Annotated in this window: 15 protein-coding genes; 10 read left to right on the plus strand and 5 right to left on the minus strand. The window is 70.0% G+C overall.

Annotated features, from left to right (window positions below):
- Positions 1 to 89: 89 nt before the first annotated feature.
- Positions 90 to 686, plus strand: a complete 597-nt coding sequence (locus tag ACIBBB_RS23300; RefSeq protein WP_398984888.1) for a 5-formyltetrahydrofolate cyclo-ligase — start codon at positions 90 to 92, stop codon at positions 684 to 686.
- Between the two features lie 79 nt (positions 687 to 765).
- Here the strand turns inward: ACIBBB_RS23300 and ACIBBB_RS23305 are convergent, their stop codons facing one another.
- On the minus strand, positions 766 to 3,579 hold the full coding sequence (locus tag ACIBBB_RS23305) for a penicillin acylase family protein (RefSeq protein ID WP_398984890.1): 2,814 nt from the start codon (positions 3,577 to 3,579) through the stop codon (positions 766 to 768).
- 222 nt (positions 3,580 to 3,801) lie between these two features.
- Between ACIBBB_RS23305 and ACIBBB_RS23310 the strand changes: the two genes are divergently transcribed.
- From ACIBBB_RS23310 to ACIBBB_RS23335, 6 genes are all read left to right on the plus strand, one after another.
- Positions 3,802 to 5,382, plus strand: a complete 1,581-nt coding sequence (locus ACIBBB_RS23310) for a potassium/proton antiporter (protein WP_398984892.1) — start codon at positions 3,802 to 3,804, stop codon at positions 5,380 to 5,382.
- A 306-nt stretch (positions 5,383 to 5,688) separates the two neighbouring features.
- Positions 5,689 to 7,038 (plus strand): MFS transporter, encoded by a 1,350-nt coding sequence (locus ACIBBB_RS23315; RefSeq protein ID WP_398984894.1) that lies wholly within the window; start codon positions 5,689 to 5,691, stop codon positions 7,036 to 7,038.
- 65 nt (positions 7,039 to 7,103) lie between these two features.
- Complete coding sequence (locus ACIBBB_RS23320) at positions 7,104 to 7,514, plus strand: FmdB family zinc ribbon protein (protein ID WP_398984897.1); 411 nt, start codon at positions 7,104 to 7,106, stop codon at positions 7,512 to 7,514.
- Between the two features lie 108 nt (positions 7,515 to 7,622).
- The gene (locus tag ACIBBB_RS23325; RefSeq protein ID WP_398984899.1) at positions 7,623 to 8,483 is read left to right on the plus strand and encodes an S-methyl-5'-thioadenosine phosphorylase; all 861 of its coding nucleotides are present in this window, start codon (positions 7,623 to 7,625) and stop codon (positions 8,481 to 8,483) included.
- A gap of 236 nt (positions 8,484 to 8,719) precedes the next feature.
- Positions 8,720 to 9,262, plus strand: coding sequence for a hypothetical protein (locus ACIBBB_RS23330; RefSeq protein WP_398984901.1), 543 nt, complete (start codon positions 8,720 to 8,722; stop codon positions 9,260 to 9,262).
- A gap of 177 nt (positions 9,263 to 9,439) precedes the next feature.
- Positions 9,440 to 9,922 carry an MscL family protein gene (locus ACIBBB_RS23335; RefSeq protein WP_398984904.1) on the plus strand — a complete coding sequence of 161 codons (483 nt, stop codon included), beginning with the start codon at positions 9,440 to 9,442 and terminating at the stop codon, positions 9,920 to 9,922.
- A gap of 52 nt (positions 9,923 to 9,974) precedes the next feature.
- Here the strand turns inward: ACIBBB_RS23335 and ACIBBB_RS23340 are convergent, their stop codons facing one another.
- Entirely contained in the window at positions 9,975 to 10,232 is a 258-nt protein-coding gene (locus tag ACIBBB_RS23340) for a hypothetical protein (RefSeq protein WP_398984906.1), read from the minus strand.
- 81 nt (positions 10,233 to 10,313) lie between these two features.
- On the opposite strand from ACIBBB_RS23340, the gene ACIBBB_RS23345 reads away from it, so the two are divergent.
- Together ACIBBB_RS23345 and ACIBBB_RS23350 are read left to right on the plus strand one after the other, a co-directional pair.
- The gene (locus ACIBBB_RS23345) at positions 10,314 to 11,345 is read left to right on the plus strand and encodes a P1 family peptidase (protein WP_398984908.1); all 1,032 of its coding nucleotides are present in this window, start codon (positions 10,314 to 10,316) and stop codon (positions 11,343 to 11,345) included.
- 145 nt (positions 11,346 to 11,490) lie between these two features.
- Positions 11,491 to 12,345: a DUF6227 family protein gene (locus tag ACIBBB_RS23350; protein WP_398984910.1), complete on the plus strand. Its 855-nt coding sequence runs from the start codon at positions 11,491 to 11,493 to the stop codon at positions 12,343 to 12,345.
- Positions 12,346 to 12,354: 9 nt separating this feature from the next.
- On the opposite strand, the gene ACIBBB_RS23355 is transcribed toward ACIBBB_RS23350, so the two are convergent.
- Together ACIBBB_RS23355 and ACIBBB_RS23360 are read right to left on the minus strand one after the other, a co-directional pair.
- Positions 12,355 to 12,945, minus strand: coding sequence for a TIGR03620 family F420-dependent LLM class oxidoreductase (locus ACIBBB_RS23355; protein WP_398985027.1), 591 nt, complete (start codon positions 12,943 to 12,945; stop codon positions 12,355 to 12,357).
- Positions 12,946 to 13,009: 64 nt separating this feature from the next.
- Entirely contained in the window at positions 13,010 to 14,512 is a 1,503-nt protein-coding gene (locus tag ACIBBB_RS23360; RefSeq protein WP_398984912.1) for an MFS transporter, read from the minus strand.
- A gap of 62 nt (positions 14,513 to 14,574) precedes the next feature.
- On the opposite strand from ACIBBB_RS23360, the gene ACIBBB_RS23365 reads away from it, so the two are divergent.
- Positions 14,575 to 15,561 carry a helix-turn-helix transcriptional regulator gene (locus tag ACIBBB_RS23365; RefSeq protein WP_398985029.1) on the plus strand — a complete coding sequence of 329 codons (987 nt, stop codon included), beginning with the start codon at positions 14,575 to 14,577 and terminating at the stop codon, positions 15,559 to 15,561.
- Positions 15,562 to 15,620: 59 nt separating this feature from the next.
- On the opposite strand, the gene ACIBBB_RS23370 is transcribed toward ACIBBB_RS23365, so the two are convergent.
- Positions 15,621 to 16,616 (minus strand): RNA polymerase sigma factor RpoD/SigA, encoded by a 996-nt coding sequence (locus ACIBBB_RS23370; RefSeq protein WP_398984914.1) that lies wholly within the window; start codon positions 16,614 to 16,616, stop codon positions 15,621 to 15,623.
- Positions 16,617 to 16,709: the final 93 nt, after the last annotated feature.

Here is a 16,709-nt window from a genome sequence, read left to right on the forward strand (position 1 = left end):
AGCAGCCTATCCGCCACGGATGAGGGGAAGATGTGACTCCGGTTAACTTTCTCTCCATACATACACATACGAGAGATTTGCGAAGTCCGATGAACTCCGACATGTCAGGAAAACCGGCTCTGCGACAGGAGCTCCTCAGCGCGCGGCGCCTGCTGTCCGAAGAGGACGTCCGGAACGCCTCCGCGGTTCTCGCCCGGCGGGCACTGGAGCTTCCCGAACTCGCGGAGGCCGGGACCGTCGCCGCGTACGTCTCGGTGGGGCGCGAACCGGGCACGCGCGCGCTGCTCGACGCGCTGCGGGAGCGGGGGGTGCGGGTCCTCCTGCCGGTGCTGCTGCCTGACAACGATCTGGACTGGGCGGTGTACGAGGGGGCTGAGCGGCTGGGGCGCGCGGGGCGGGGACTGCGGGAGCCGGACGGTGCCCGGCTGGGTGTGGACGCGGTGCTTCAGGCTCGGGCGGTGCTGCTTCCCGGGCTCGCGGTGGACGGGCGCGGGATGCGGCTGGGGCGGGGCGGCGGGTCGTACGACCGGGTCCTGGGCCGACTGGAGAGAGCGGGGGCGGGTGCCGTGCTCGCGGTGTTGCTGTACGACCACGAGGTGGTCGAGCGGGTCCCTGAGGAGCCGCACGACCGCCCCGTGCACGTGGTGGTGACTCCGGGCGGGACCAGGCGCTTCGGGAGCGCGTGAAGGCGGCTCCCGGGCCGGGGCGCTTGCCGAGGGGCGCTTGCGGCGCGGTGCTCGCCGCCGGTGCCTTACGGCGCGGCGCCTACGGCGCGAGCGTCAGAGTGTCCCCCGTACTCTCCTCCACGGCTCTGCTGCTGAAGGACCAGTCGATCAGCTCGCCCTTGGCCCACTTCTCCGTCTGGTCGGTGTAGTTCGGGCTGTACGCGTGCCCGGAGGCGCCCGTCAGGTTGATCCAGCGGGACTTGTCCCAGTCACCGACGTTGACCACCATCCGCATCGACGGCACCCACATGATCTCGTAGCCGCCGGCCGCGTTCCAGCCGGTGGCGTTGACCGCGGCCTCGCCGCCGCCCAGGTTCCACGGGCCGCGGTTGAGAAGGGTCCTCACGATGCCGGGGCCCTCCGTACCAAGGGTCTGGTTCTCCAGGTTCAGCTGGTGCAGCCGGCCCCAGCTCCAGGTGGAGACATCCTTGCCGAGCTTGGCGGTCAGCTCCCAGCGCGCGTCCGTGAGGGCGCGCAGCAGAAGTTCGTCGCGGGTCTTGGTGGCTTTCTCGGTACGGGTCTTCGGCGACTGCCACCACTCGTTGTCCGGGTCCTTGAGGATCTTGCGGGTGATCTCGAACCAGCGGTCGCCACCGTCCGGCTGCGCCGAGTCCGCGGACCGCTGGCCGCACTCCCGTACCAGCTCCGCGAGGTCGTCGGCCGGGCCCGTGCTGTCGGCGGGGCGCACGCTGAGGCACTCCCCCTTGACACGCATCTCCTTGGGAAGCTTGTTCCCGAAGGCGAGTTTGAGGACGTTGCGCCAGACAGCGTTGAAGTACGCGGCCGCCGCCGAGTCCGGCTCCTGGGTGTAGTCCCAGCCTTCGAGGAGCTTCTGGGCCTCGCGGATGGCGGGGTCCGAGACATCGATCTTCAGCAGGTGCGGCATGAGCTGCGTGGCGATCTCGCTGCGGTTGTCCGTCTGCATCGTGCGCATGTCGTCGGTGGAGATCTTGCCGCCGTCCTTGATCTTCGACTTGATGAGGTCGTTGATCCGCTGGCTCCGGGCGCCGTAGCCCCAGTCCTCGGTCAGCGGGTACGGGTAGTCGTCCTTGTCGATGACGGCCTGGTTGGCGGTGACGATGTAGCCCCGCTTCGGGTTCTCCTCGTAAGGAAGCTCGTCGAAGGGGATGAAGCCCTCCCACCGGTAGTCCGGGTTCCAGCCCGGGGCCGGCAGTGAGCCGTCGCCCTTGGCGCGGATCGGGATCAGGCCGGGCGCCTGGTAGCCGATGTTGCCCTTCGCGTCGGCGTAGACCAGATTCTGCGAGGGGACCTCGAACCTCTCCGCCGCCCTGCGGAACTCCGCGAAGTCCTTCGCCTTGTTGAGCTCGAATACCGCGTCCATGGACCTGCCGGGCTCCAGGGCGGTCCACTGGAGGGAGACCGCGTATCCCTCGCCGCGGTCGGGAGCCGCGTTGTTGACAGGGGCCTTGTCGCCGACTCTGCGCAGCTCGGCGTCGCGGTCGGAGACGACGGGGCCGTGTCCGGTGGAGCGGACCGTGATGGTCTGGCTCTTGGCACCGGCAATCTTGATCGTTTCCTGACGGGTCGTGAACTTCCTCTGTTCGTTCCCGTACTGGTAGGTGTCGCCGTTGACCTTCTCCAGATAGAGGTCGGTCACGTCCGCGCCGAGGTTGGTCATGCCCCAGGCGATGTCCTTGTTGTGGCCGATTATCACGCCGGGCGTCCCGGCGAAGGTGTAGCCGGCGACGTCGTACTGGCAGTCCTTGGTGAAGCTGCGGCAGTGCAGGCCCATCTGGTACCAGACGGAGGGCAGCTGGGGCGCGAGGTGCGGGTCGTTGGCGAGCAGCGGGTTGCCGGTCGTCGTGTACTCGCCCGAGACGACCCACGAGTTGGATCCGATGCCGCTGCCGCTGGGGCCGAGGAGGGCGGGGATCTCGTCGAGGGTGGTGGAGAGGGCGTCGAGCTGGGACTCCAGGCCGTCGGTGACGGCGCCGCCGGTGCCGGTGCCCCCCGTGCCCCCGGTGCCGGTGTCTATGCCACTGCCCGTTCCGGTGCCTGTGCCCGTTCCCGTACCCGTTCCCGTGCCGGTTCCCGTGCCGTCGTCCGACGCGTCGCCCGGCTCGGCCTTGGGGTCGTACTCCTCCGCGAGCGGGTCGACCGCGCCCTCGGAGACGATCGGCTGGTTCCTGTCGTACGGATACGACGGATACAGGTCCTCGATCTGCTTCTCGTCCATCCTGCTCGTGAGCAGCGAACGATCGATCTCGTCCTGCATGTTGGAGCGCAGGTCCCACGCCATCGCCTTGAGCCACGCCACCGAGTCGACGGGGGTCCACTTCGCGGGCTTGTAGTCGTTGGTGAAGTTCAGCGCCGCGTACTCGACGGAGATGTCCTTGCCGTCACGGCCTTCGAGGTAGTCGTTGACACCGTCCGCGTACGACTGGAGGTTCTTCTTCGTCTCGTCGGAGAGCTTGTCGTCGTACTCGTCCTGGGCCACCTGCCGCCAGCCGAGCGTGCGCAGGAACTCGTCCGTCTCGACCTGGCCCTTGCCGAACATCTCGGAGAGCCGCCCCGAGGTCATGTGGCGCCGGACGTCCATCTCCCAGAAGCGGTCCTGCGCCTGGACATAGCCCTGAGCGCGGAACAGGTCCTGGTCGGTGTTGGCGTAGATCTGCGGGACGCCGTAACTGTCGCGCTTGACCTCGACCCGGCCGTCGAGTCCCGGCACCTTGATGGTGCCGGTGGTCTGCGGGAGCGAGGCACGCACGGTACTGACGCCCCAGTAGGCGCCGTAACCAACGCCTGCTACCAGAGCCAGCACCAGGACGATCACGACAAGGCGGGCGCGTCGCCCCTTCTTTTTGGTGGCAGGGGGCGTTGAGTTGGCGGGCATCGCTGTCCTTCGAGGGGCAGGGTGGTCCTGGAATGCTGCAGCAACCATAGGCGCAGCACTTCACCCGCCCGGACGCGGTGTCACTAGTACGACCCGTCGGGACTCCTCGGACGATCACACAGGAAATCGTGGGATCGATCGCACGAGCGATCGATCGCGTCAAGGAAACGTTAAAGATTAGGTAAGGTAACGAAGTGCCGACTGCCGGGAAAACGATCCGGTGTGCGTGAGGGGAAGGATCGGCCGCTGACTGTCCACCAGCTCAATGAACTCCTGCTCATCTGCTCGCTCGTGCTGCTGATCGCAGTCGCCGCGGTGCGGATCTCTTCCCGGAGCGGGCTGCCCAGCCTGCTGCTCTACCTCGGGATCGGCGTCCTCATCGGCCAGGACGGCATCTTCAACGTCCAGTTCGACAATGCCGAGTTGACCCAGGTGATCGGCTACGCCGCCCTGGTCGTGATCCTCGCCGAGGGCGGTCTCGCCGCGAAGTGGAAAGAGGCGAAACCGGCGCTGCCGGCCGCTGTCGCCCTGTCGACCGTCGGTGTGGCTGTGAGCGTGGGCGTGACCGCGACCGCCGCGTACTTCCTCGTCGGCCTCGACTGGCGGCAGGCGCTGATCATCGGCGCCGTCGTCTCGTCCACGGACGCCGCCGCCGTCTTCTCCGTACTGAGGAAGATTCCGCTGCCGCCGAGGGTGACGGGTGCGCTGGAGGCGGAGTCGGGCTTCAACGACGCCCCCGTGGTGATCATGGTGGTCTCGCTGTCGACGGTCGGACCGGTGGAGCACTGGTACGTACTGGTGGGCAAGATCCTTCTGGAACTGGCCATCGGCGCCGCCATCGGGATCGCGACCGGCTGGCTGGGCGCCTTCGGGCTCCGGCATGTTGCGCTGCCGGCCTCCGGCCTGTACCCGATCGCGGTGATGGCCATCGCCGTCGTCGCGTACGCGGCCGGGGCCATGGCCCACGGCAGCGGGTTCCTCGCCGTGTATCTCGCGTCCATGCTGCTGGGGAATTCCAAGCTGCCCCACGCGCCCGCGACCCGTGGTTTCGCGGAGGGTCTCGGCTGGCTCGCGCAGATCGGCATGTTCGTCCTGCTCGGGCTGCTGGTGACGCCGCACGAACTGGGCGACGACTTCTGGCCCGCGGTGGTAGTGGGTCTGGTGCTGACGGCGGTGGCGCGGCCCCTGTCCGTGCTGGTGAGCCTCGCGCCCTTCCGCATCCCCTGGCAGGAGAAGGCGCTGATGTCGTGGGCGGGGCTGCGGGGCGCGGTGCCCATCGTCATGGCGACGATCCCGATGGTCTCGGGGATCGAGGGCAGCCACCGGATCTTCAACATCGTCTTCGTGCTGGTCGTGGTCTACACGATCGTGCAGGGGCCGACGCTGCCCTGGGTGGCCAGGATGCTGCACCTCGGCGACCCTTCCGAGGCGGCCGACCTCGGGGTCGAGTCGGCGCCGCTGGAACGGCTCCGCGGTCATCTGCTGTCCGTGGCCATCCCGGACCGGTCGAAGATGCACGGCGTGGAGGTCGGTGAGCTGCGGCTGCCCCCGGGGTCGGCGGTCACGCTGGTCGTACGGGAGGACAAGAGCTTCGTGCCGGGGCCGTCCACCGTGCTGCGCCACGGGGACGAACTGCTGGTGGTGGCGACGGATCCGGTACGGGACGCGGCCGAGCGGCGTCTGCGGGCCGTCGGGCAGGGCGGAAAGCTGGCCGACTGGCTGGGTACGAACGGGACAGGCGGGCCGGGCGGCGGGGGCGGGGGCGGGGGCACCAGGAGGCCGGGAGGGCTGGGGACGAAGTAGGTCCCTGGGCCTCGGCCTGAGCCTGGGAATCGAAGGCCAGGGCGCCCGGAGGCGCCAATCACAGGTACGGGCCGGGATCTTCCTGGTATTTCACAGGTAGGATGAGGCCCGTGCCTGTCGCGTCGAGGACGTGACGCACAGACTTGATCGACCAACTCTGCCTGACGCAGAGCTGGCGCGACCGTATGGCGGCCGTGGTGTCCCCTCCAGTGGACCCGGGTATCTACCGCAGTTCCGCGCAAGAGGACAGCTCTCGGCAGCCCCCGCACGTCCGGGGTGCCACCAGGCGGCAGAAAGGCAAGGACCGTGTCCGACACGGTCGACACCACCGCCGGCGCCTCCGAGGGAGCGGCACCACGCCGCCCGGGCTACGGGCAGCTGCTGCGTACGCCCGGCGCCTGGACGTTCCTGCTTCCCGGCTTCGCCGCGCGGCAGCCCTTCGCGATGCTGACGATCGGCATCGTCCTGCTCGTCCAGCACACCTTCGGCTCGTACGGCAGCGCGGGCATGGTCGCCGCCGCCACCGGTGTCTCCATGGCGCTCTTCGCGCCACGGAACGGCAAGCTCGCCGACCGGTTCGGGCAGCGCGCGGTGCTGGTGCCCGGGGTCCTGCTGCACGCGGCGTCCGTCGCCGCCCTGACCGCGCTCGCGCTGGCGGGCGCGCCCCTGTGGGCGCTGTTCGTCGCCGCCGTACCGACAGGTGCGTCGATCCCGCAGGTGGGGCCGATGGTCAGGGCGCGCTGGGCGGCCGTGCTCGGCGCCTCCGAGGAGCGCGCGCGGCTGCTGCCGACGGCGGCCGCCTTCGAGTCCGTCACGGACGAGTTCACCTTCGTCATCGGGCCCGTCCTCGCGACGGCGCTGTGCACCGGCGTACACCCGGCGGCGGGACTGGCCGCCGAGGGGGTGCTGACCCTGGCGGGCGGGCTGCTGTTCGCCGCACAGCGCGGGACACAGCCGGAGGCGGCCGGGCGTGGTGCGGGCGGCGCGGCGGGTTCTGGCAGGGCGAGCTGGGCGGGCCGTTCGGGCGGGGCGCGGGTCTCGGCGCTGTCCGTTCCCGGCGTACGCGTCCTCGCCGTGGTCTTCCTCGGCATCGGCTCGGTCTTCGGCGGCATGCAGGTCTCGCTCACGGCCTTCGCCGAGGAGATCGGCGACCCGGGTGCGAACGGCCTTCTGTACGGAGTCTTCGCCGCCGGCAACATGCTCGCCGGTATCGCGTGCGGCGCCATCGCCTGGAAGTCCGGGCCGCGCCGCAGGCTGATCACCGGTTATCTGGGCCTGACGCTTGCCGCCTCCGGACTGTGGGCCGTGCACTCGGTGCCGCTGCTCGCCGGGCTCGGCCTGGTGGTCGGGCTCTTCATCGCGCCCGCGCTGATCAGCGGCTACACCCTGATCGAGGCCCTGGTCCCCGCCGGAGCCCGTACGGAGGCCTTCACCTGGCTGACGGGCGCGGTCGCGCTGGGGCAGGCCGGTGCGGTCACGGCGGCCGGTCAGCTGGCGGACACCCATGGCGCGAGCGCCGGATTCGTGGTGCCGCTGGTGGGCACCGCACTGGCTCTGGCGACGCTCGTCGCGCTGCGCTCGCGGCTCACGCCGAAGGCGTCCGGCCGCGTCGCGGCGCGTGGCATGGGTCACCGCGTGCCGGTGGCAGTGGACTGATCCAGCGGAATACGTCACTATGGAGCGTCGTTAGCACTCATTGAGTGAGAGTGCCAGGAGGAAAAGTGCCGACCTATCAGTACCAGTGCACCGATTGCGGCGAGGGCCTCGAGGCGGTGCAGAAGTTCACCGACGATTCCCTCACCGTGTGCCCCGCGTGCGAAGGACGCCTGAAGAAGGTGTTCTCGGCGGTCGGCATCGTGTTCAAGGGCTCCGGTTTCTACCGGAACGACAGCCGCGGCTCGTCGTCGAGCAGCACGCCGGCCAAGGCGGGCGCCTCGAACGGCTCGGGTGACCCGGGCGGTTCGAGCGACAAGTCGTCCTCCACGTCGAGTTCGTCGTCGGACTCGAAGTCGTCGTCCGCGTCCACGTCGAACGGTTCCTCGTCGGGCTCCGGCTCGGGCTCCTCCGGCTCCGGCTCGAAGTCGGGCGCCGCGAGCGGCAGCTCCGGCTCCAGCGGTTCCTCCGCCGCCTGATCGACTCATACCTCCTCCGGGACCCCGCCGTTCGGTACGGCGGGGTCCTCGGCGTTCCCGGGTGCCCGCGCACCCGCACCCGAGGTGGCCCCGGCTAGGGTGATCGTCATGGCGACCAAGGCGAACGCAGAGGGCTCGGAGACCGCGGAGATCGGCGTCATCGGCGGCTCGGGCCTGTACTCATTCCTCGACGACGTGACCGAGGTCACCGTCGACACCCCCTACGGACCGCCCAGCGACTCGCTGTTCCTCGGTGATGTCGCGGGCAGGCGCGTCGCGTTCCTGCCCCGCCACGGGCGCGCGCACGACATCGCTCCGCACCGCATCAACTACCGCGCCAATCTGTGGGCGCTGCGGTCCGTCGGCGTACGGCAGGTGCTCGGCCCGTGTGCGGTGGGCGGCCTGCGCGAGGAGTTCGGCCCGGGGACGCTGCTCGTACCCGACCAGCTGGTGGACCGTACGAAGGCGCGCACCCAGACGTACTACGACGGGGTGCCGCTGCCCGACGGCGGGAAGTCGAAGGTCGTCCATATCTCGCTCGCCGACCCCTACTGCCCCGAGGGGCGCGAGGTGGCGCTCACCGCGGCTCGCGGGCGCGAGTGGGAGCCGGTGGACGGCGGGACACTGGTGGTCGTCGAGGGGCCGCGCTTCTCGACGCGCGCCGAATCGCGGTGGCACGCGTCGATGGGGTGGTCGGTGGTCGGCATGACGGGTCACCCGGAGGCCGTTCTCGCCCGTGAACTGGGGCTCTGCTACACCTCGTTGACGCTCGTGACCGACCTGGACGCCGGGGCGGAGACGGGCGAGGGCGTGTCGCACGAAGAAGTGCTGAAAGTCTTCGCCTCCAACGTGGACCGGCTGCGCACGGTGCTGTTCGACACCGTGGGCGGGCTGCAGGACGGCGAGACGAGGGACTGCCTGTGCTCGCACGCGCTGGACGGCATCGATACGGGGCTCAAACTGCCGTAACGCGGGCGGAGGGCCTCGTTCGGGTGGGCGAGTTATTCACATTCGGGTAGTTGTCCACAGGCTTCAGCGGGATTTGGGCCGGGCGTGGATCGTGAGGAGCGGCCAGCAGAAACTCCTCACGGCAGGTGGTGGTTGCCATGTCCCGTTCCTCCTCGCGCTCCTCCTCGACTTCGACGTCGGCTCCGTCTTCCCGTTCTCTGATCAGCCGTCCCTCGGATCCCCCTCTCTTCCCGCCTGTGCCGGTGCCCGCGCCGGTGGCCGCCGCACCCGCTCCGTGCGGGGTGCCGGCGTTCGATCCACTGCGGGTGCGCGGCGGCGGGCACCGGCTGCGCAGGGCGCTGCTCCGGCGGAGGCGTGCCGTGGCGGCGGGACTGGCCGTGACGGCGGCAGCGTTGGCGGCGTCGGGGGCGGGCGGTCCCGGTGCGGCGGCCGGAGCGCAGGAGCGCGCGGAGGCGGCGGCCCGCGCGGCCGCGGATGCTCAACCGGACGTGGAAAAGGTGCGGTTGGTCACGGCTCCGGTGCGGATCGCGGATGTGGAGACGGTGCGGCTGCTGCGTCCCGGCGACCGGGTCGATGTGATCGCCGCCGCCCCCTCCCCCGGCGGCGGGGAATCGGACGCCCGGGTGCTCGCCACGGGCGTGCTGGTGGAATCCATCCCGCGGGCGTTGGAGAGCGCCGCCGAGGGCGGAGCGCTGGTCCTGCTGACCGTCACGCGTGGCGTGGCGACGGAGTTGGCGGGTGCGAGCACGAACTCCCGGCTGGCGCTGACGCTGTGCTGACCTGCCGTGTGCGGACCCGCGCTTCTCCTCGTCGTACTGATGAGCAGACTGGTCACACGAAAGCATGGGCGGATTGGACAGCCGGGGCGCGAGTTGCCCATGGTGTCAAGGCGGTTGGCGGACCCCACCGCCGTCCTCGTTCCGGTCCCCCTGGCACACACAAGGAAGGGCTCACTGGTGAGCAACGAGAAGGAGAGCGTGCTGGAGGGCTTCAAGGCCTTCCTGACGCGTGGCAACGTGATCGACCTCGCGGTCGCGGTGGTCATCGGCGCCGCCTTCACCAACGTGGTGAACTCCCTGGTGAAGGGCGTCATCAATCCGGTGGTCGGGGCGTTCGGGACCAAGGACCTGGACCGCTACACCTCGTGTCTCAAGTCCCCGTGCGAGACGAACGCCGCGGGCGAGGTCGTGTCGGGCATCCCGATCATGTGGGGGACGGTGCTCAGCTCGACGCTCAGCTTCCTGATCACCGCCGCCGTCGTGTACTTCCTGATGGTCCTTCCGATGGCGAAGTACCTCGCCAGGCGCGTCAGGCAGCAGGCCGCCAAGGAGAAGGTGGAGGAGATCATCGAGGTGAGCGAGCTGGAGGTGCTGAAGGAGATCAGGGACACCCTGGTGGCTCAGCAGCGGGTGCCGGGGCAGGGGCAGAGCGCCCCATAGCCCGCCCCATGGGCCCGGTCCGGTTGGTGCCCGGCGGTCGGGCTCCGCGCACTCAGATGTGGTGGGGCGGCTTCTCGTCGAGGAAGCGGGCCAGATCGGGGGCGCTGTCGCCCCTCGCGGCGGGCCGGTCGCCCCAGCCCGTGTCCGTGTCGTCCGAGGACTGCCGGTCCAGGGGGTCGTCGAAGACGAGCGACGGCTTGGGCGGGCCCGGCTTCGGGGGTGCCGGCTTGGGCGGTGCCGGGCGCCGGGGGGCGGGGCGCTGCGGGTCTGTCTCGGTATCGCTCGGTCCGGGGGTGCGGGCGGTGGTCATGCGTCCAGAGTACGGGGATGGGCGCGGCGGGCGGGGTCCGGCGTCGTGGCGGGGTCCGGCGTCGTGGTACGCATGGGATCCATGGCACTCAATGACGCATTGACGGATGTGGCGGGGATTCGGGTCGGCCACGCGCGGGTGGCCGGGGAACGGGCGCTCAGCGGGACGACGGTCGTTCTCGCGCCAGAGGGCGGGGCGGTCGCCGCCGTGGACGTACGGGGTGGTGGCCCGGGCACCCGGGAGACCGACGCGCTGGATCCGCGCAATCTGGTGAGCTGTGTCGAGGCCGTCGTGCTCACCGGCGGCAGCGCGTTCGGGCTCGACTCCGCGTCCGGTGTGATGGCGTGGCTGGAGGAGCGGGGGCGGGGTGTGCGGGTCGGGCCCGACCCGGCTCAGGTGGTGCCGGTCGTCCCGGCCGCCTGCGTCTTCGATCTGGGACGCGGCGGCGACTGGCGGGCCCGCCCCGACGCGTCCACGGGCCGCGAGGCGGTCGAGGCGGCGGCCCGTACGGATTCGGGGGCGCCCGTCGCCGAAGGCGGCGTCGGTGCCGGGACCGGGGCCGTGGTGGGGCAGCTGAAGGGCGGGGTCGGTACGGCGAGCCTGCTGCTGCCGTCCGGGATCACGGTCGCGGCGCTGGTCGTCGCGAACGCGGCGGGATCCGCGGTCGATCCGCTGACAGGTGTGCTGTACGGGCGGTACTTCCAGGGCCGTCCCGGCTATCCGCCGGCCGGTGTGCATGAGGCGGCTCTCGCGCGCCTCGCCGAGGTGCGTGAGCGTGACGGGCGGCCTCCGCTGAACACCACGCTCGCCGTCGTGGCGACCGACGCCGACCTCTCCAAGGCCCAGGCGCAGAAGCTCGCGGGGACGGCGCACGACGGTATCGCGCGCGCCGTCCGTCCTGTACATCTGCTCAACGACGGCGACACGGTCTTCACACTGGCCACCGGGGAACGCATGCTCGACGCCGGGAACCCGCTGGCGCTCAACGAAATCCTTGCAGCCGGGGCCGATGCTGTGACCAGGGCGATCGTACGGGCGATGATGGTAGCGGTGGGTGTGGAAGGGCCGGGCGGTACCTTCCCCGCGTACCGCGATCTGTACGGCACGGACTGACCCACGGCGCAAGGGACTTGAGGGGGGCTTGAGGAACTTCTCGCGCGCCCCCAATCGTTTTACCGAACTTGGGACGCAATGTCAGTCCCAGGGGCTACGTTATGCAATCACCAAGTGACATGTGGCGACGGCCTGGAGACCCACCTTGAACGATCCGTATGAGACAAGCGAGACGCATCTTGAGCGTCTTCTGGGTCGGGCACTCAACTCCTTCGATCTGCCCGACGCCGTGATCGAGCGGCTCGACTCCGCTCTGGCGCACGCCAGTTCATTGCGGTCCTCGCACCACAGTGCGGGACTGCATCGCGAGACCTACCGGCATACGTATCTGCTCGCCGACAGCACCGCCCTCACCCTCTGGGAGCTGGTCCACAACACCCGGCGCGACGGCGCCGAACAGCACGAGCTCTACACCGACGAGTACGAGGTGCGCCTCGCCGCCTCCCGGCTGCGCCGCCCTCACCGGACAGGCGGTGCCGACGAGGCCGCCGTCCCTTGCCTCGACGCCTTCGATCCCACCGCCGATTCCGATTCGCTGTTCGAGTCCCGTTTCGAGTCGGGCCTCGGTGTCACTCTCGATCCGAGCTTCGAGTCCGACCTCGCGGCCGATCTCGAACTGCTCAGCGGCCTTCTGACAGCGCCACAGACACCGCTGCCCCGGGTGTATCTCCCGGACAACTCCGCCGACCACGCACGCCGCGTGCTGCGGCGCGCCGAGAACGTGGACCGGCCGGGCGAGGAGGTCGCGGGGCCGCTGCGCGCCGCCTTCGCCCACCAGATCACCCAGGTCTTCGGCCGGCACGGCCATGCCGAGGGCAAGGACGCGGGGTTCACGCTCTACGAGCACGCGTTCCTGCTCCTGGACGGCACGGAGACGAGCCTGTGGGAGGTCGAGCACACGGCGACACCCGACGGCCGTCATATGTGCGAGGTGTACGCCGCGCAGAGCGCCGCGCGCGAAGCCATGGAGCTCCGCGCGCGGGGTCAGGTGAGTGGCTGAGGCGGCCGCTCAGTCGCCGAGTGCGGCTCCCAGCCGGCGCCACTGCTCCATCGGGAAGTCGGCCGGTCCGCCGGTCAGAACCTGGATACAGACGTGGTCGGCGTCGGCGGCCAGATGGTCGCCGACGCGACGAAGGATGGCGTCTTCGTCACCCCAAACGATCAGCGCGTCCACGAGCCGGTCGCTGATGGCCTCCACGTCGTCGGCGGTGAACCCGGACCGCAGCATCTTGTTGGAGTAGGTGGCGAAGGCCGGGTAGCCGCTCAGGAATTCCCTGCCGATGGCGCGTGCTTCGCCGGCGTCGCCGCTGAGGACGACCGTCTGTTCCGGTGCCAGCAGCGGTCCGGCGCCGAGGATCTCGCGGGCTTCCCGGGTGTTCTCAGGGGTGATCAGATAGGGATGCGCGCCGCCGGCGCGTTCGGCCGACAGTCGCAGCATCTTCGGGCCGATGGCGGCGAGTACCCGGTGGTCGCTCGGCACCGGGACCGGTGCGGCGTCCAGTTCGTCCAGGTACGCACGCATCGCGGCCAGTGGTTTCCGGTACCGGCCGGGTTCCGTCGCGTCGACCCTTCGCCACTCGAAGCGCCGCCCGAGGGGCAGGTGCTGATCTGCTGCTCCCGCCCCACGAACAGCGGACTCGTCCTCGACATGTGAGGACCGGGCCTCAGGCGGCCAGTGCCGGCTCCGCCGCCCGCCGCTTCGGAAGCGCGAACATCAGCAGGAAGATCCCCACCAGCACCACCGCCACCCACCACAGCGCGTTCTGGAACCCGTCCGCGAACGCCGTCGCCACCGCGTCCGGCGTCGTCGCCCGGCGGTCGTCGATCACCCCGAAGAAGACCACCGACACCAGCCCCAGCCCCAGCGCGGTACCCATCTGCTGCACCGTGTTGATCAGCCCCGACGCCGAACCCGAGTGCTCACGCGGGACGTCCGACAGCACCGCGTCCGTCAGGGGTGCCACGATCAGCCCCATCCCCGCGCCCATCACGACCAGCGGCGGCAGCATCTGCCAGGAGGTGATGTCCGACCCGTACCGCCCGGCCTCCCAGATGTAGATCAGTACGCCCGCCGCCATCGTCAGCGCGCCGGACTGGAGGACCTTGCGGCCGAAGCGGGGGACGAGCTTCTGTACGGAGAGCCCCGCCGCCGTGGAGACGGCGACCGAGAAGGGCAGCCCGGTCAGCCCGGCGTGCAGCGGGCTCCAGCCGAGGCCGATCTGCATGTAGAGCGTCCAGACCAGGAAGAAGACGCCCAGGGTGACACCGAAGGTGAGCTGTACGGCGATGCCCGCGGCGAAGCTCTTCACCTTGAACAGGGACAGTTCCACCAGCGGCGACCCGTCCTTGCGGGTCTTCACCTTCTCGTACGCCACGAACGCGGCGAACACCAGCACGCTGCCCGCCATGCACAGGTGCCCCCAGAGCGGCCAGCCCAGCTCGCGGCCCCGGGTGAGCGGGTAGATCAGCATCAGCAGCGCGCCGGTCACCAGGACGACGCCGACCACGTCGAGCCGCGGGGCCTTCGGCGCCTTGGACTCGGTGATGAACTTGCGGCCCAGGATCACCCCGGCGATACCGACGGGCAGGTTGATCAGGAAGATCGGGCGCCATTCGAGCCCGAAGAGGTTCCACTGGGTGAGCAGCGCGCCGAGCAGCGGTCCCGAGACGGCGCCGAGGCCGACGATCGCGCCGAACATCCCGAAGACCTTGCCGCGTTCGTGCGCCGGAAAGGTGACGTGGATGATCGCCAGCACCTGAGGCACCATCATCGCGGCCATCGCGCCCTGGAGGAGCCGGGAGGCGACGAGCATCTCGGGGTTCGCGGCGAAGCCGCAGAGCGCGGAGGCGAGGGTGAAGCCGGTGATGCCGAGGAGGAAGAGCCGCTTGCGGCCGTAGATGTCGCCGAGCCTGCCGCCCGTGATCAGTCCGGCGGCGAAGGCCAGCGCGTAGCCCGCGGTGATCCACTGGATGGAGCCGAAGCTCGCGGAGAGATCCCGCTCGATGCTGGGGATGGCGATGTTGACGATGGTGACGTCGACCAGGTCCATGAAGGCCGCGGTCATGACCACGGCCAGCGCCAGCCAGCGCCGGCGGTCGCCGGGCCCGCCCGATGAGGTCGTGGTGGTGTCGATGGCCGTATCGGCTACGGCGGCTGGAGAAGTCATACGAGGAAGCTATGCCGCATATAGGTCAGATCATGTCCTAGATGGCTGCCACTCTGGAACGTATGACGAACACTCCGGCACGACTCCTGAATCTGCTGTCTCTTCTCCAGACACCGCGCGAGTGGCCCGGCAGCGAGCTGGCCGAGCGTCTCGACGTCAGCGCGCGCACGATCCGCAGGGACATCGACCGGCTTCGCGATCTCGGCTATCCGGTCGAGGCCACCAAGGGCGCGGTCGGCGGGTACCGGCTGGTCGCGGGCGCGGCCATGCCGCCGCTGCTGCTGGACGACGAGGAGGCCGTGGCCATCGCGGTGGGGCTGCGGGCAGGCGCGGGGCATGCCATCGAGGGCGTCGAGGAGGCGTCCGTACGGGCGTTGGCGAAGCTGGAGCAGGTGCTGCCCTCGCGGCTTCGGCACCGGGTCTCGACGCTCCAGGCCGCGACGGTGCCGCTGCTCGTCCGGGGGGACGCCGCGAGTGTGGATCCGCGGACGCTGACGGTCATCGCCTCCGCGATCACCGGTACGGAGCGGCTGCGGTTCGCCTACCGCGCGGGGGACGGCGCGGAGACCAGGCGGCAGGTCGAGCCGTACCGCCTGGTGTCGACGGCCCGGCGCTGGTATCTCGTCGCGTACGACCTGGGGCGGGACGACTGGCGTACGTTCCGCGTGGACCGGGTCGGCGATCCGTATCCGACGGGGGCCCGCTTCACGCCGCGTGAGCTGCCGACGGGCGACGCGGCGGAGTTCCTGAGCAGTTCGATGGCGCGGGCGCAGCCACAGGTGGAGGTGGACGTGACCTTCGCGGCTCCGGCGGAGTTCGTCGCGACGCGGCTGCCCGCCTCGCTCGGGGTGGCGGAGCCGACCGGCCCGGACAGCTGCCGGCTACGGGCCCGCGCGGCGGACTCACTGGAGTGGCTGGCGCTCCGACTGGCCCTGGTGGACTGCGAGTTCACTGTCCATGAGCCGGCGCGGCTGGTCGAGCACGTCAGTCAGCTGGGTGGCCGTCTGACGCGCGCCGCGGGCGGTACGCGGGGTACCGGGGACACGTGAGTACGTGAGGAGTCCCGGCACCCGGGGGGATGGGTGCCGGGACTCCGTCGGAGGAGGCCTCACGCCGCGGCGTCGAAGCCCACGTCGTGCGCCATCTTCTTCAGTTCGAGAAGGGCGTGCTTCTCGATCTGCCTGATCCGCTCACGGGTCAGGCCGTGCTGCTTGCCCACCTCGGTGAGCGTCCGCTCCCGGCCGTCCTCGATGCCGTACCGCATCTTGATGATGGAGGCCGTGCGGTGGTCGAGCCTGCCGATCAGCTCTTCCAGCTCCTCGCTGCGCAGCAGCGTGAGGACGGACTGCTCGGGCGAGATGGCCGAGGTGTCCTCCAGCAGATCGCCGAACTGGGTGTCGCCGTCGTCGTCCACCGACATGTTCAGACTGACCGGGTCACGGGCCCAGTCCAGGACGTCGATGACGCGTGCGGCGTTCGAGCCGAGCTCGGCCGCCACCTCGGCGGGCTCCGGGTCGCGCCCGTGCTCACGGTTGAACTCGCGCTGCACCCTGCGGATGCGGCCGAGCTCCTCCACGAGGTGGACGGGCAGCCGGATCGTGCGTGACTGGTCCGCTATGGACCGGGTGATGGCCTGGCGGATCCACCAGGTCGCGTAGGTGGAGAACTTGAATCCCTTGGCGTAGTCGAACTTCTCGACCGCTCGGACCAGGCCGGCGTTGCCTTCCTGGATGAGGTCGAGAAGGGGCAGTCCACTGCGCGGGTAGCGCCGGGCCACGGCGACGACGAGACGGAGATTGGAGCGTATGAAGACGTCCTTCGCGCGCTCACCGGCGGCTACGAGGGCTTCGAGCTCCTCGCGCCGCGCGCCGGCGCCCTCGCTCTCCACCGATCCGTCGAGGATCTGCTGTGCGAACACACCCGCTTCGATGGTCTGGGACAGCTCGACTTCCTTGGCGGCGTCGAGCAGGGGTGTACGCGCTATCTCGTCGAGGTACATGCCGACCAGGTCGCGGTCGGCGATCTCCCCGCCCACGGCGCGAACACTGCTTGCCGCTTTCGAACCACCCGTGGTGGTACGACGGGCGACGGCACGGGTTGCCATGCGAGCTCCCTTACTGAGTCGGTCGCGACACCCTCCCGGGTGCCCTGCATCCGTTGGAAACAACGACTGGAATCCGGACAGAATTCCCAAGGC

The sequence above is a fragment of the Streptomyces sp. NPDC051217 genome (assembly GCF_044455465.1).
In the GTDB taxonomy this organism is placed as follows: Bacteria; Actinomycetota; Actinomycetes; order Streptomycetales; family Streptomycetaceae; genus Streptomyces.